The sequence below is a fragment of the Mesorhizobium sp. M0047 genome, from assembly GCF_040323315.1.
Classification (GTDB): Bacteria; Pseudomonadota; Alphaproteobacteria; order Rhizobiales; family Rhizobiaceae; genus Mesorhizobium.
Genome location: NZ_JAMYUW010000007.1, coordinates 91638 through 105814, shown reverse-complemented (window position 1 = coordinate 105814; position 14177 = coordinate 91638). Strand labels below are relative to the sequence as shown.

Sequence of the window (14177 nt, the reverse complement as noted above, 5' to 3'; positions counted from 1 at the left end):
CGTGTCGTCTTTTTTTACGACATTATGTATGATTTATTACGGTTAACATGTGCAAGTCAAGTGCAGCATGGCCGGGTTCATGTCGTATTTTGCTGGCAGTGCCGGCAGCAGGCGCAAAGCGTCATCAGGGCCTGAGCCCTTCAACGTCGGCAGTTCACGTCTGTGCACGCAGGGTGTTAGAAGGCCCGCTCCTGGCCTTGCGAGCCTCGAAGCCGCCAGTCCGCCACGGCCCGTGCCGAGACGTTCATTGCGTCGGCTAATCGCCGGCTCATGGCGCTTAGCTGACGTTTCGCGTCAGTTCTGAAGGCGCCGTTGGATGGGCCTCAAAGTTGGGACCTAACGGCCACCTGCAACGGGCGCCCGGTTACTCTCAGTGCCCGAACACCAGCGGCGGCGCCAGGCGATCCCGCCGCAGCCAGCGCGCCAGAAGCAGCGCCGCCACCACGGCCAGCCCCGACGACAGGCCGATCCAGATGCCGACGCCACGGAAGCCGAAATGGAAGGCGAGTAGCACACCGAGCGGCAGGCCGATGCCCCAATATCCGATCGCGGCATAGATCATCGGCACCTTGGTGTCGTGCAGGCCGCGCAGCATGCCGGCGGCCACCGCCTGCGCGCCATCGAAGACCTGGAACAGTGCTGCGAAGGCGAGGAACGACACGGCAAGCGCGATCACCCTGGCATTGGCCGGATTGCTCAGGTCGATGAAGGCGCTGATCAGCGGATGCGGCCACAGGATCATCACCAGCCCCATCAGTGCCATGAACGAGACGCCGATGACGAAGGCGGTCCAGCCGGCGCGCGAAACGCCTTCCGGATTGCCGGCGCCGTGGGCAAGCCCGACGCGCACCGTTACCGCCTGGTTGAGGCCGAGCGGCACCATGAAGCTGATCGAGGCAATCTGGATGGCGATGGCGTGCGCGGCGAGCGAATCCGCGTCGATCAGGCCCATCAACAGCGCCGCCGCGTTGAAGATCGTCACCTCGAAGGCGAGGAGGCCCGCAATCGGCAGGCCGAGCCGCAGAAGGCCCCTGAAGCGCGGCCAGTCAGCGCGCCAGAAGCGCCCGAACAGACGATAGCGCCGGAACTTCTTCTCCAGCATCACCACGACGGCCATGCCGACGAACATCAGCGTGCTGGACAACGAGGTGGCAAGGCCCGAGCCGGCGATGCCCATCGACGGGATGCCAAGATTGCCGAACATGAACAGCCAATTGAAGAAGGCATTGCAGGCGACGGCGACGAAGACGATGACCAGCGCCCAGCCCGGCCGCTCCAGCGCCGAGATGAACGAGCGCAGCACGATATAGCCGTAGAAGGGCAGCACCGCCCATTCGAGCCATCGCAGATAGATGCCGGCCTGATGGGCGAGTGCCGGATCCTGGCCCATGGCCAGCAGGATAGCCTCGCCGTGCCACAGCACGAGCCAGATCGGGATCGAGATCAGGATCGCAAGCCACAGGCCCTGGCGCACGGTGCGGCGCAAGTCGCGCACCGAATGGCGGCGGCGGCCGAGCTCGGTCGCGATCATCGGCGAGGTCGCCAGCATCAGGCCGAGCCCGAAGATCAGCGGCATGAAATAAAGATTGGCGCCAAGCGCGCCGCTGGCCAGCGTATCCGGCCCCAGACGGCCCATCATCATGACGTCGGTGGCCGTCATCGCGGTCTGACCGAGATTGGTCAGCACCATCGGCCAGGCGAGCGCCAGCGTCGCCATGATTTCCTGGCGCCAAAGATTTTCCGGCGCGCGAGCGCCGGCTTCGATCGCAGACATTGTCCTGCTCTTTCCAGTTGCGGCACATCGGCACGAGCCGGAAGCCGCATTTCAAACGGCAAAACCTTCGGTTTCGCGGCGTTTGCGCCAGCTTTTGGACGAAACGCGACATGAAGGCAAGAGAGGAGGAGCGGGAACAGATTGAGCCAGCCGGAACACCAGGACCACCACTGGTTGCCGCCGAGGTGCATTTCACAGTGGGCAATCGGCTGCTACTGATTGCATGAGGGGCGACAGATTCCGGAGGAGGCAGGATGCAGTTCAGGCGCAGGAAGAACCCGGTCTCGATCCCGCGGACAGCGCCGTCCTTCGAGCACATCGTCACCGAGGCGAGCGAAAGCTTCCTGTGGCGGCTCGACGACTATCCCTGGGAGCGCAACGTCTGGAACTTCCATCCGGAATACGAGATCCACCTGTTGCGAAAATCCTCCGGCGTGGTCCTGGTCGGCGATCATATCGGCGAATTCGGGCCGGGCTACCTGACCATCGTCGGTGGCGGGCTGCCGCATGACTGGGTGACTTCGGTGCAACCGGGAGAACTGATCGAAGGCCGCGACATCGTCCTGCAGTTCGATGCGCAGAGGTTGCGCGGATCGGCAGGCCTGTTGCCGGAATTGCGCGAACTGGAACCGTTCCTCGAACGGTCGCTGCGCGGCATGGTCTTTTACGGCCGCACCGCGCTGGATGGTGCCGACATCATGGAGCGGATGGGCGAGGTTAGCGGGCTAAGCAGGTTCTGTCTTTTCCTGGATCTCGTCGACCTTCTCGCACGCACCGACGAGTACGAATTGCTGTCGTCGCCTGATTTTTCGCCGGTTCTCGATGCCGCCTCGCTCGACATCATCCAGCGCACGCTGACCTATCTGTTCCAGCATTTTGCCGAGGATCTGAAGCTGCCGGAGGTGGCGGAACTGGCCGGAATGACGGAGAGCACGTTCTCGCGGTTCTTCCAGAAGAACACCGGCAACAGCTTCAGCGACCACCTAGCCAAGCTCAGGCTCTGGCAGGCTTGCAAGCTTTTGGCGGACACCGATATCGCGATCACCGATATCTGTTTTCAGGTCGGCTACATGAACATCTCGAACTTCAACCGCGCCTTCATGCGCAAGCACAAGATGACGCCGTCATCTTATCGCCGGCTGTCACGGCAGCGGCTGACAATGCGTGCATAAGCGCATCCTGAAATACCGTTTCAGACCAAATCGATACTCATGTGACAGGCGTCGTATCCCGGCGCCGGTTTTTGCACCGCACAATGCATAAAAGTACAGGTCTGCTGCAACGAGGCTTCTAGCAAGCCTCGTCGCAACTCCGCATTTTAGCGATGGGTGGCATGTCACTCGGGCGATGGTGAGGATCGCGCAAGCCGAGGACTTCCGCTTCCTGCGAAATGTTCCTGGAGGAGAAAAGATCATGAAACCAGTTCGGCTTGCTGCCAGCCTTGGCGCAGCTTTTATGCTTTCCGCTACCGTTTCCACCATTGCCTTGGCGCAGGCGCCGGTCTGCTCGGCGCCGGTCAAGGTGCTGGCGCAGCCACGCGACGGCCTGACGCTTCTGGAGGACTCCAAGGACGAGTTCCAGAAGCTAGCCGGTGCCAGCTTCCAGATCGACTATCTGAACGAGAACGACCGCCGTGCGAAATCGCGCGCCGATGCGTCCACCGTCGGCAACTACAACGTCTACTATGTCGACGAAGCCAACGTGGCGCTGTTTGCCTCATCGAAATGGATCGTGCCGCTCACCGACTATTATCCGGCGGACTACGACTATGCCGATTTCGATCCGGGCCGCCAGAAGGTCGCCACCTATGACGGCAAGGTCTGGTTCGCGCCGCTGACCGGCGGCGGCGACCTGATGGTCTACCGCAAGGATATTCTGGAGGCCGCCGGCATCCAGCCGCCGAAGACGCTGGACGAACTGATCGCCGACGTGCCGAAGCTGACCAATCCGGACAAGGGCATATATGGCATCGCGCTGCGCGGCGCACGCGGTTCGGGCGCCAATGTCTGGCGCTGGATGCCGTTGTTCAAGGCCTATGGCGGCCAGTGGTTCGACGGCGACAAGCCAGCATTCAACTCGGATGCCGCCGTCAAGGCGACCGAAACCTATCTGAAGCTCTTCAAGGATTCGGCACCCGGCACGCAGACCGGGAGCTGGGATGAATCGACCGGCGCCTTCCTGTCTGGCCAAGTCGCCATCCTCGTCGAATCGACGCCGCTGTCGGGAATGGCGGTCGATCCGAAGACCTCGCAAGTGGTCGGCAAGATCGGCTTCCTGCCGCCGCCGGCGCCGCTTACCGGTGGTGGCTACGGTCATGGCCTTGCCATCGCGGCAAAGGCCAATGCCGACGATGCCTCGAAGAAATGCGCCGGCCTGTTCATCGCCTGGGCAACGTCGAAGGAAAACGAGAAGCGCCGGCTCGACGCCCACCAGTTCGGTGAGCTGAATCGCACCAGCATCCTGTCCAGCAAGGAATTCGCCGACATCTACGGCGCCGATCTCGGTCAGGCGCTGGCCGAGACCGGCAAGGTCACGGCGGTCAACTTCTGGCAGGATCCGCGCTGGCCGGATCTCGGCGATCGCTGGGGCATCATCCTCGAGGAACTGGTCACCGGCACCCGCACCGACGTCAAGGGCGGCCTCAACGAACTTGAAGCCTATGCCAACGAGCTGGTGAAGAAATAAGCCATCCTCCCCCTGCGGCGCGCGATCCGCGGCATTCGACCGAATGTCGGGACCTGTGCGCCGCAGGTCCCCTTTTCTCTTCCGCTGCCGTTTGAGCCGGCCATCGCGCGAAAGGATTCAGCGTGTTCAATCGCCCGAGACGCAGCCAAGGATAGACAGATGCCGCGACGCTCATCCTTGCCGGTCACCTTCGTCGTGCCGACGCTCGTCATTCTCCTGATCCTGTCGATGGTGCCGACGCTCTACGCGATCGTCATCGCCCTGCAGAACCGCGAGCTCTCCTCGACCGCCTATTCCTATGTCTGGTTGTCGAACTTCTATGACCTGTTCTTCGACCGCCGCTTTCTCAATGCGGTCTGGGTTTCGGTGAAGTGGGAGGTCGTCACCGTTGTCGCCACCATGGCCGTGGCGATCGGACTGGGCGTGCTGATGTTCGAGGTCGCCTCGCCGCGCCTGCGCAACATCTACTGCCTGCTGTTCATTGTCCCGGTCCTGTTGCCGCGTGTTTCGGCCGCCTTCGTCTGGAAATTCGCCTACCATCCGCTCTATGGCATCGCCACCTACCCGTATCGGCTGCTGACCGGCGGGTTGATCTTCGACCCACTGTCCAAGCCGGCGACGGCACTGTTCGCCGTAGCCTCCGTCGATGTCTGGCAATGGGGCCTGTTCTTCGCCGTCATCGTGCTGAAGCTGCTGGAGACCTTGCCGCCGCAGCCGATCGAGGCGGCGCGCCTCGACCACGCCAGGCGCTGGCAGATTCACGCTTATGTCACCTTGCCGATGCTGAAGGCGCCGCTGATCAGCCTGATGTTCGTCAAGATGATCGAGTCGCTGCGCTCCTTCGACCTGATCTATGTGATGACCCGCGGCGGACCGGGCGTGGCGACCGAAACGCTCGACATGTACGCGTTCTCGCAGGGCTTCATCGAGTCTGGCAAGGTGTCCTATGCCTCCGCGATGGCAGTTCTGATGATGATCGCCACCGTCATCACCTTCACCATGCTGTGGAAGCGGGTGCAGGCATGAGACCATATCGCATGAGACCGGGCCGCCTTATCGGCAAGGCCGTGCTGGCCTTCGCCGGCTTCATGGCCGTGTTTCCGCTGCTGTGGACGGCGCTCAATTCGCTGAAGAACAATGTCGATATCATCACCCGCGTTCCGCGCCTGGTGTTCACGCCGACGCTGGCCAACATCAGCTACATCATCGGCCGCGAGAGCGTCATGACCGGCCTCTACAACTCGGTCATCGCCTGCGGCGTCGCGGTGCTGATCGGCGTGGCGCTTGGCCTGCCTGCCGCCTATGCTGTGGCGCGCTACCCCAACCGCTGGGCCGGCGACATCCAGTTCTTCGTGCTGTCGCTGCGCTTTCTGCCGCCGGTGGCTGTGGCCATCCCGCTGATGGTGATCTGGCTGCAGCTCGGCCTCTACGACACGCTCGCTGCGCTGATCGTCACCTATTCGCTGCTCACCATCTCGGTGATCATGTGGCTGGCCATTCCCGCCTTCCAGAGCGTGCCGAAGGAGGTCGAGGAAGCCGCCTTCGTCGATGGCTACGGCGCCTATTCCGTGTTCTGGCGGATCGCACTGCCGGTCGCCGCGCGCTCGCTGATCGGTGCGGTCGCCTTCAGCTTCGTGCTGGTCTGGAACGAGTTCCTGATCGCGCTGATGCTGTCCAGCTCCAATGCCAAGACCTTGCCGATCGTCGCCTCGGAACTGTCCCAGCAAGGCATGAACGTGCCGTGGGGCATCCTCAATGCCTCGGTCGTGCTTCTGTCGCTGCCGCCGCTTCTATTCCTCGGCGTGCTCAGCGGCTTCCTGAATTCCGTTTTCCGGCAAAAAAAGACTTGAAGCGAGGACGAGACATGCGGGCTTTGGTGCTTGAGAAAAAGGGCGAGCTGGCTCTGCGCGAGATTGCGTTGCCGCTCGACGTCGGGCCGGACGACGTCAGGATCGCCATCCACACAGTCGGTGTCTGCGGCAGCGACGTGCACTATTACACCCATGGCGCCATCGGCAGTTACGTCGTGCGCGCGCCGATGGTGCTTGGCCACGAAGCGTCTGGAACGATCGTCGAAATTGGCGCGAATGTCAGGACGCTGAAGGTCGGGGATCGCGTCTGCATGGAACCGGGCGTGCCGAACCTGTCATCGCGGGCAACAAAACTCGGCATCTACAATGTCGACCCCGACGTAAGCTTCTGGGCGACGCCGCCGGTGCATGGCATTCTTGCGCCGCAAGCCGTGCATCCGGCGGCGTTCACCTACCGGCTGCCGGACAACGTCTCCTTCGCCGAAGGGGCGATGGTCGAGCCCTTTGCCATCGGCATGCAGGCTGCTGCCCGCGCTCGCATCGTTCCGGGCGACGTGGCGGTCGTCGTCGGCTGCGGCCCGATCGGCATCATGATCGCGCTGGCAGCCCTTGCCGGCGGCTGTTCGAAAGTGCTGATTTCGGACTTCTCCGCCCCGAAGCTCGAGATCGCGGCGCGCTATCCGGGTATCGTCCCGGTCAATATCGGCGAGCAGTCGCTGGTCGAAGCGGTGGCTGTGGCGACCGACCATTGGGGCGCCGATATCGTCTTCGAGGCCAGCGGCAGCCCGAAGGCGTTCGCCGATCTGTTCGAGGTCGTGCGCCCTGGCGGCGCGGTGGTCCTCGTCGGATTGCCGGTCGAGCCGGTGGCGCTCAATGTGCCTGCGGCCATATCGAAGGAAGTGCGCATCGAGACGGTGTTCCGCTACGCCAACATCTTCGACCGTGCTTTGCAGCTCATCGCCTCCGGCAAGGTCGACCTCAACCCGCTGATCACCGGCACCTATCCCTTCGACGACAGCATCGAGGCCTTCGAGCGCGCGGCCGCGGCGCATCCGGAAGACGTCAAGCTGCAGATCCTGATTTCGAGCGAGAAGGGCTGACCGAACCATGTCCGCGATCACCTGCTCCAATATCGAGAAGTCCTACGGCGCGACGACCGTCATCCGCGACCTGAACCTCGCCATCGAGGAACACGAGTTCGTCGTCTTCCTCGGCCCTTCCGGCTGCGGCAAGTCGACCTTGCTGCGCATGCTGGCGGGGCTGGAGGACATCAGCGGCGGCGAGGTCTCGATCGGCGGCAAGGTGGTCAACGACCTCGACCCTGGCGACCGCGGCATCGCCATGGTGTTCCAGAACTACGCGCTTTATCCGCACATGACGATCTTCGACAACATCGCCTTCGGCCTGAAGCGGCAGAAGGTGCCGAAGGCGGAAATCCAGCAGCGCGTCGAGGCGGTCTCGAAGACGTTGGGGCTGGATCCCTATCTCGGCCGCAAGCCGGCGGAGCTGTCCGGCGGCCAGCAGCAGCGCGTGGCGATTGCCCGCGCCATGATCAAGACTCCAAAAGTGTTCCTGTTCGACGAGCCGCTGTCCAATCTCGATGCCAAGCTGCGCAATCACATGCGCATCGAGATCGCCCGGCTGCACCAGTCGCTGGAGACGACCACCGTCTACGTTACCCACGACCAGCTGGAAGCAATGACGCTCGCCGACCGCATCGTGCTTTTGCGCGACGGCCGGATCGAGCAGATCGGCTCGCCGGCCGAAATCTACGAGCGGCCGGGCAATCTGTTCGTCGCCGGGTTCATAGGGACGCCGAACATGAATTTCATCGACGTAGCCGTGGGGCGCAAAGACAACCGCTGGATTCTGACGAGCGCCGGTGCAGTCTTTTCGATCGAAGGCTTGCGTTTCAATCTGCAAGGGGTTGAGCGCGCGGTGCTTGGTATCAGGCCTCCGGATCTAAAGACCGCTGCCGCTGATGCTGGCAACCTTCTTGAAGGCACAGCCGATCTCATCGAGTTTCATGGCAACGACGCGCTGGTGATCTTCGGTTCCGGCGGCAAGGAGATCAGCGCGCTGGTGCCGACCCGCGAATGCCCTGCCGTCAACAGCCATGTCCGCTATGCGGTCGACGAAACGAGCCTTCACCTGTTCGATGCGAAGTCTGGCGTGTCCCTGCTGAGGCAGTAGCCCGCTTTACCTACCGGATCGCGTCCAGCATCTGCCGCTGGCGGTGCATCTCGAGGAAAACCTTGTAATCGCGGTCGAAACGCCCGGCTGATTTAGGGTTCGAGGCACGCATCCTGCCGCCTTGCTGCATGGCCAGACAGGCCGCGTTGAGGTCGGGAAACAGCCCGGCCGCGGTTGCCGCGACCATGCCGGTGCCGAGCAGCACCGCCTCGTCGGCCAACGGCTCGATGACCGCGCAGCCGGTGGCGTCGGCATAGAGCTCCATCAATAGCGGGTTCTTGGTATGGCCGCCGGTGACATGCAGCGTATCGATCAGGTAGCCGTTCTCGTTCAGCGCCTCCAGTACGTGGCGCACGCCGAGTGCGATGCCGACGGCGGTGCGCCAGTAGAGCTTGCACAGGCTGTCGAAGGAGGAGTCCAGCGTCAGCCCGCTGACGACGCCGACGGCATGCGGATCGGCGAGCGGCGAACGGTTGCCGTGGAAATCGGGCAGCACATGCAGCCTTGCGGCAAGGTTTTCACCCTCGGTGGCGCGCAGCTCGGCGACGCGCCTGGCGATCTTTGCATGCATGGCGGCATCCGGCTCGCCGCCGGCTCCATGCCAGCGAATGATGTGGTCGAGCAGGGCGCCGGTTGCCGACTGGCCGCCTTCCGACAGCCACAGCTTCGGCAAGGCTGCGCCGTAATATGGGCCCCAGACGCCGGCGAAGGGTTGCGGATCGGGCGACATCGCCATGACGCAGCTCGACGTGCCGGCAATCAGAGCCAGGTGCCGGCCGATATTCTGTTCGTCGCCGGCAAAGCCGCCGAGCACGCCAAGCGCGCCGGCATAGGCATCTATGACGCCGGCTCCGACCCGGCATTTTTCGCTCAGGCCAAGCTCTGCCGCCGCTTGCGCCGTCAGCTGACCAATATCGGTTCCGATCGGACTGGCCCTTTCGGGCAAATTGCCGTGCTCGAAAAGATCGTCGAGGCCGACGAGCTCGAAGAAATCGCGGCGCCAACCCATCTCCTCATGCGCCAGATAGGTCCATTTGGCGGTCAGCGTGCATTGCGAACGGGCCGTCGAGCCTGTCGCTTGCCAGGTCAGGAAATCGGTGAGATCGAATAGATAGCCGGCTTCATTCCAGGTCTTGGGCAGGTTCCGCTTCAGCCACATCAGCTTTGGCGTCTCCATTTCCGGTGACATGACGCCGCCGACATAGTCGAGCACGGCATGGCCGCTTGCCGTGCATTCGTCGGCCTCGGCAATGGCGCGATGGTCGAGCCAGACAATTGTGTCCCAGCGCCTGTCGCCGGTGGTCGAGACGCTGAGCTGGCCGCCTTGCCGATCCCGCACCACCAGCGAACAGGTGGCGTCGAAGGAGATGCCGACGACGTCCTCGGCGGCGACGCCGGCCTTTTCGCGGGCAGTGCGCACGGCGGTGCAGACCGCCGACCAGATATCGCGCGAATCATGCTCGGCGTGGTCGGGCTTCGGCTGGTTCATGACGATCGGCCGCTCGGCGCGGCCGAGCAAGGTGCCACTGGCGTCGAGAATGCCCGCGCGGGCGCTCCCGGTGCCGACATCGACCGCGCAAACGAACTGTTTCGTCAAGATGCTCTAACTCTCGCTCCCAGGCCTGCAATCAGATCGGGCAATTGCAGCATGTCAGCGAATATAAAGTCCGGTTCACTCGACGCAAGCCGCGCTTTCAATGTTGGGTTGCCGGCATGCGATCCGCCGCTGAAGGCAAACACGCGCATACCTGCCGCCCGCGCCGCAGCGATGCCTGCCGGGCTGTCCTCGACGACAAGGCATTTGCGTGGTTGGGCTCGCATGCTGGCGGCGGCATGGAGGAACAGGTCGGGCGCCGGCTTTCCCTTGGCCACCATGGAGGCGCTGAACAGATGCGGTTCCATCAGCCCCAGCAATCCGGTGACTTCGAGCGCGTAGCGGATCCGGTCGAGCGTGCCCGAGGACGCGACGCAGAACGGCAGCCCTAGCCTCGGCAGCATCTCCTTGACGCCGGCAATCGGCTTCAGCTCTTCGCGAAACCTGCGCATCAGTTCGACACGCATCTCGGTCAGGTGGCTGTCGGTGATATCCAGCCCGAAGTCGCGGCCAAGGATCTCGCGCACGCTCTTCATGCTCTTGCCGAGGAAATGCTCGTAGGCGGCATCCTCGCTGAAATTGCCGCCGGCCAGCTTGATCACGCCGAGCAGCGCCGAGACGGAGAGTGCCTCGCTGTCGACCAGCACGCCATCGCAGTCGAAGATAACCAGTTCAGGCGTCATGACGTCGAATGGTCTCAGAGCTCGCCGGCGAGATAGCGCGTCAGCGTCGCGCGCGCGCCATTCGCCCACAGCACGTTGAGCGCATGGGCGAAGGCCTCGACAAACGCCGTCGCGCGGCCGACATCGCCATAGATGTCCTCCATGGCAAGCCAGGCAGCAGGCGCATCCTTTGCCGCCTTTGCCGTCGCCTGCAACCGGTCCCAGCTCGGGTCGTTGGGTTCGATGACGGCGCCGCTGTCCGTCGTGCCGAAGCAGTAGCGGCACCACAGCGCCGATTCCAGCGCCAGGCCGTCGACGCTTTTGCCGGCCTTCAGCCGGTCGGCAATGGTCGGGATGATGAACTTCGGCTGACGGTTGGAACCGTCGAGGCAGAGCCGGCGCACCGTGTCGCCGATCTTGGGATTGGAGAAGCGGCTCTCGATGAGCTGGTAATATTCTTCCAGAACCGTGTCCGGCACCGGCGGCACGGTCGGGATGATTTCGTCCCGTTCGAGCTTGGCCAGAAAACCGCTCACCAGCGGCTCCTGCATCGCCTCATGGACGAAATGAATGTCCATCAGGCCGGCCGGATAGGCGATGGTGGCATGGCCGCCATTGAGGATGCGGATCTTCATCAGCTCGTAAGGGGCAACATCCCTCACGAACTGCACGCCGACCTTTTCCAGCGGCGGACGGCCATCGGTGAAATGATCCTCCAGCACCCATTGCCGGAACGGCTCGCAGAACACTGGCCAGTTGTCCTCGAGGCCAAAATCCTTGGCCAGGATGCCGCGCTCGCGGTCTGTGGTGGCCGGTGTGATGCGATCGACCATGCCGTTCGGAAAGGCAACCTTTTCACCGACCCAGTTCGCCAGATCCTCGTCGATCAGACGGGCCAGGCCAATGACGCCGTCGGAGGTGACATGGCCATTGTGGGGAATGTTGTCGCAGGACATCACCGTGAACGGCACAGTGCCCTCGTCGCGGCGGCGGACCAGGCCGGCGAGAATGATGCCGAACACCGTCTTCGGCGTCGCGCCTGCCTGCGCGTCCGCCACGATGTCGGGATGGGTCGGGTTGAAAACACCGGAGGCCGGGTCGATGAAATAACCTCCTTCGGTGATGGTCAGCGAAACGATCTTGATCGCCGGGTCGGCAAGCCGTTCGACGATGCCGGCCGCGTCGCCCGGCATCAGGAAGTCGACCATGGCGCCGGACACGCGGGCGCTCATATGCCCAGAGTCCTGCTCGACCACCGTGGTCAGCCAATCCTGCTCTTCCAGCTTGGCGCGGCCGATCTTCTCGCCCTCGAACACCCCGGCGCCGACCAGCGCCCAGTCATGGCCGATGCCCGAGTTGAACAAATCGTCGAGATAGACGGCCTGGTGCGAGCGATGGAAATTGCCGACGCCGAAATGCACGATGCCGGCCTTGAGCCCCGAGCGGTCGTATTTCGGACCGGCGACCTTGACGGGTAGATTGGAGAGGTTTGCGGACGAGAGTTTTACGGTCATCTGTTTTACCCTTTGGCCGGGCTGCGGCCTTCGTTACTCCCTCTCCCCGTTTCTCACGTGGAGAGGATAAGGGGCGGCACGTATTCCAAGGTCGATGCGCCCTGCGATGTCGGCCTCTGCCCCCCGCGGAGGTACGAGGAGCAGAGGCCGTCCCCGCCTCAACTCATCCACTGGCCGCCATCGACATTGTAGGTCTGGGCGACGATGTATTCGGCGTCGGCGCTGGCGAGAAAGACCGCCATGCCGGTGAGGTCCTGCGCCGTGCCCATGCGGCCATACGGTACTGCCTCGCCGACCAGTTTCTTCTTCTCGCCCTTCGGCCGGTTTTCATACTTGGCGAACAGCGCATCAACGTGATCCCAGTGCTCGCCGTCGACGACGCCAGGGGCAATCGCGTTGACGTTGATGCGATGCTTGATCAGGTCGAGCCCCGCCGACTGGGTCAGTGAGATGACGGCGGCCTTGGTGGCGCAATAGACACCGACCAGCGCCTCGCCGCGCCGCCCGGCCTGGCTCGCCATGTTGATGATCCTGCCGCCCTTGCCGCGTGCGATCATCGAGCGGGCGGCTGCCTGCAGCATGAACAGCGTGCCGGCGACGTTGACCGAAAACAATTTGTCGTAGCTGGCCTTGGTGATCTCGACGATCGGCGCCAGGTCGAACAGGGCGGCGTTGTTGATCAATATATCGAGGCCGCCGGTCTTCGCCTCGACGGCTTTCACCGCCGCTTCGATGGAGGCGAGGTCGGTGACGTCGAGCTTGACCGCATAAGCCTTGCTGCCGATCTCGGCGGCCGTCTTGCGCGCAGCCTCGAGATTGATGTCGGCAATGGCGACGGTGGCGCCTTCGCCGACATAGGCTTCGGCGAAGGCCCTGCCGATGCCGCGCGCCGAGCCCGTGATCAACGCGGATTTGCCGGCCAGTCGCATGCTCAGATTGCCTTCCCGTCGGCGCCGAAGCGATGCAGCTTGGTCTTGTCGGGCGTCAGATAGATGGTGTCGCCGTGATGGACGGCCAGTTCGCCGTCGGCACGCACCGTCAGCGGCCCGACGCCATCAGCTTGAACGTGCAAGAACGTGTCGGAGCCGAGATGTTCGGCGACGCCCACGGTGGCCTTCCAGTCGCCCTTCGTGGTCGAGATTTCCAGATGCTCGGGGCGGATGCCGATGGTCTTGGCGCTGTATTTGGCAGCCGGCGCGCCTTCGATCAGGTTCATCTTCGGCGAGCCGATGAAGCCGGCGACGAACAGGTTCTTCGGCGTCTTGTAAAGTTCCATCGGCGAGCCGACCTGCTCGATGTTGCCGGCGTTCAGCACGACGATCTTGTCGGCCATGGTCATGGCTTCGACCTGGTCGTGGGTGACATAGATCATGGTCGTCTTGAGCTGATGGTGCAGCTCGCTGATCTCCAGCCGCATCGTGCCGCGGAGTGCTGCGTCGAGGTTGGATAGCGGTTCATCGAACAGGAAGGCGGTCGGCTGGCGCACGATGGCACGGCCGATGGCGACGCGCTGGCGCTGGCCGCCGGAAAGCTGGCCCGGCCGGCGTTCGAGGTAGTTGGTCAGGTTGAGCACGCGCGCCGCGTCCCCCACCTTCTTTTCGATGGTCGCCTTGTCTTCGCCGGCCATCTTCAGCGGGAAGCCGATGTTCTTGGCCACCGTCATGTGCGGATAGAGCGCGTAGGACTGGAACACCATGGCCAGCTTGCGCTTGGCCGGTGCCTCGCCGGTGACATCGCGGCCGTCGATGTTGATGGAGCCGCCGCTGGTGTCTTCCAGCCCGGCGATCAGCCGCAGCAGCGTTGACTTGCCGCAACCGGACGGGCCGACGAAGACGACGAACTCGCCATTTTCGATCACCAGGTCGAGGCCGGGGATGATGGAGGTCGCTCCGAAGGATTTGGAGACGTTCTTGAGCGTTATGTTTCCCATGGTTTCCTCCCCGA

At 63.3% G+C, this 14177-nt stretch carries 12 protein-coding genes; 6 read left to right on the top strand and 6 right to left on the bottom strand.

Annotated features, from left to right (window positions below; genetic code table 11):
* Positions 1 to 370: 370 nt before the first annotated feature.
* Positions 371 to 1774, bottom strand: a complete 1404-nt coding sequence (locus NKJ89_RS08945; RefSeq protein WP_352601672.1) for an MATE family efflux transporter — start codon at positions 1772 to 1774, stop codon at positions 371 to 373.
* Between the two features lie 254 nt (positions 1775 to 2028).
* Between NKJ89_RS08945 and NKJ89_RS08940 the strand changes: the two genes are divergently transcribed.
* The 6 genes from NKJ89_RS08940 to NKJ89_RS08915 all read left to right on the top strand — a co-directional run bounded on the left by NKJ89_RS08940 (position 2029) and on the right by NKJ89_RS08915 (position 8463).
* Positions 2029 to 2946 (top strand): AraC family transcriptional regulator, encoded by a 918-nt coding sequence (locus NKJ89_RS08940; protein WP_352601670.1) that lies wholly within the window; start codon positions 2029 to 2031, stop codon positions 2944 to 2946.
* 241 nt (positions 2947 to 3187) lie between these two features.
* Positions 3188 to 4459, top strand: a complete 1272-nt coding sequence (locus NKJ89_RS08935) for an ABC transporter substrate-binding protein (protein ID WP_352601668.1) — start codon at positions 3188 to 3190, stop codon at positions 4457 to 4459.
* 159 nt (positions 4460 to 4618) lie between these two features.
* Positions 4619 to 5485 carry a carbohydrate ABC transporter permease gene (locus tag NKJ89_RS08930; RefSeq protein WP_352601666.1) on the top strand — a complete coding sequence of 289 codons (867 nt, stop codon included), beginning with the start codon at positions 4619 to 4621 and terminating at the stop codon, positions 5483 to 5485.
* 11 nt (positions 5486 to 5496) lie between these two features.
* A complete protein-coding gene (locus NKJ89_RS08925) occupies positions 5497 to 6309 on the top strand; it encodes a carbohydrate ABC transporter permease (protein WP_352601664.1) in 813 nt (270 codons plus the stop codon).
* 14 nt (positions 6310 to 6323) lie between these two features.
* Entirely contained in the window at positions 6324 to 7370 is a 1047-nt protein-coding gene (locus tag NKJ89_RS08920; protein WP_352601662.1) for an NAD(P)-dependent alcohol dehydrogenase, read from the top strand.
* A gap of 7 nt (positions 7371 to 7377) precedes the next feature.
* Complete coding sequence (locus NKJ89_RS08915; protein ID WP_023760265.1) at positions 7378 to 8463, top strand: ABC transporter ATP-binding protein; 1086 nt, start codon at positions 7378 to 7380, stop codon at positions 8461 to 8463.
* A 10-nt stretch (positions 8464 to 8473) separates the two neighbouring features.
* On the opposite strand, the gene NKJ89_RS08910 is transcribed toward NKJ89_RS08915, so the two are convergent.
* The 5 genes from NKJ89_RS08910 to NKJ89_RS08890 form a co-directional block, all read right to left on the bottom strand.
* Positions 8474 to 10060, bottom strand: coding sequence for an FGGY-family carbohydrate kinase (locus NKJ89_RS08910; protein ID WP_023760264.1), 1587 nt, complete (start codon positions 10058 to 10060; stop codon positions 8474 to 8476).
* The gene (locus tag NKJ89_RS08905; RefSeq protein ID WP_023760263.1) at positions 10057 to 10740 is read right to left on the bottom strand and encodes an HAD family hydrolase; all 684 of its coding nucleotides are present in this window, start codon (positions 10738 to 10740) and stop codon (positions 10057 to 10059) included. The genes NKJ89_RS08910 and NKJ89_RS08905 overlap by 4 nt, the downstream gene beginning before the upstream one ends.
* A 14-nt stretch (positions 10741 to 10754) precedes the next feature.
* Positions 10755 to 12233 (bottom strand): mannitol dehydrogenase family protein, encoded by a 1479-nt coding sequence (locus NKJ89_RS08900; protein ID WP_352601660.1) that lies wholly within the window; start codon positions 12231 to 12233, stop codon positions 10755 to 10757.
* A 158-nt stretch (positions 12234 to 12391) separates the two neighbouring features.
* Positions 12392 to 13162, bottom strand: coding sequence for an L-iditol 2-dehydrogenase (locus tag NKJ89_RS08895; protein WP_023760261.1), 771 nt, complete (start codon positions 13160 to 13162; stop codon positions 12392 to 12394).
* A gap of 2 nt (positions 13163 to 13164) precedes the next feature.
* Positions 13165 to 14163 carry an ABC transporter ATP-binding protein gene (locus tag NKJ89_RS08890; RefSeq protein WP_352601657.1) on the bottom strand — a complete coding sequence of 333 codons (999 nt, stop codon included), beginning with the start codon at positions 14161 to 14163 and terminating at the stop codon, positions 13165 to 13167.
* Positions 14164 to 14177 lie beyond the last annotated feature (14 nt).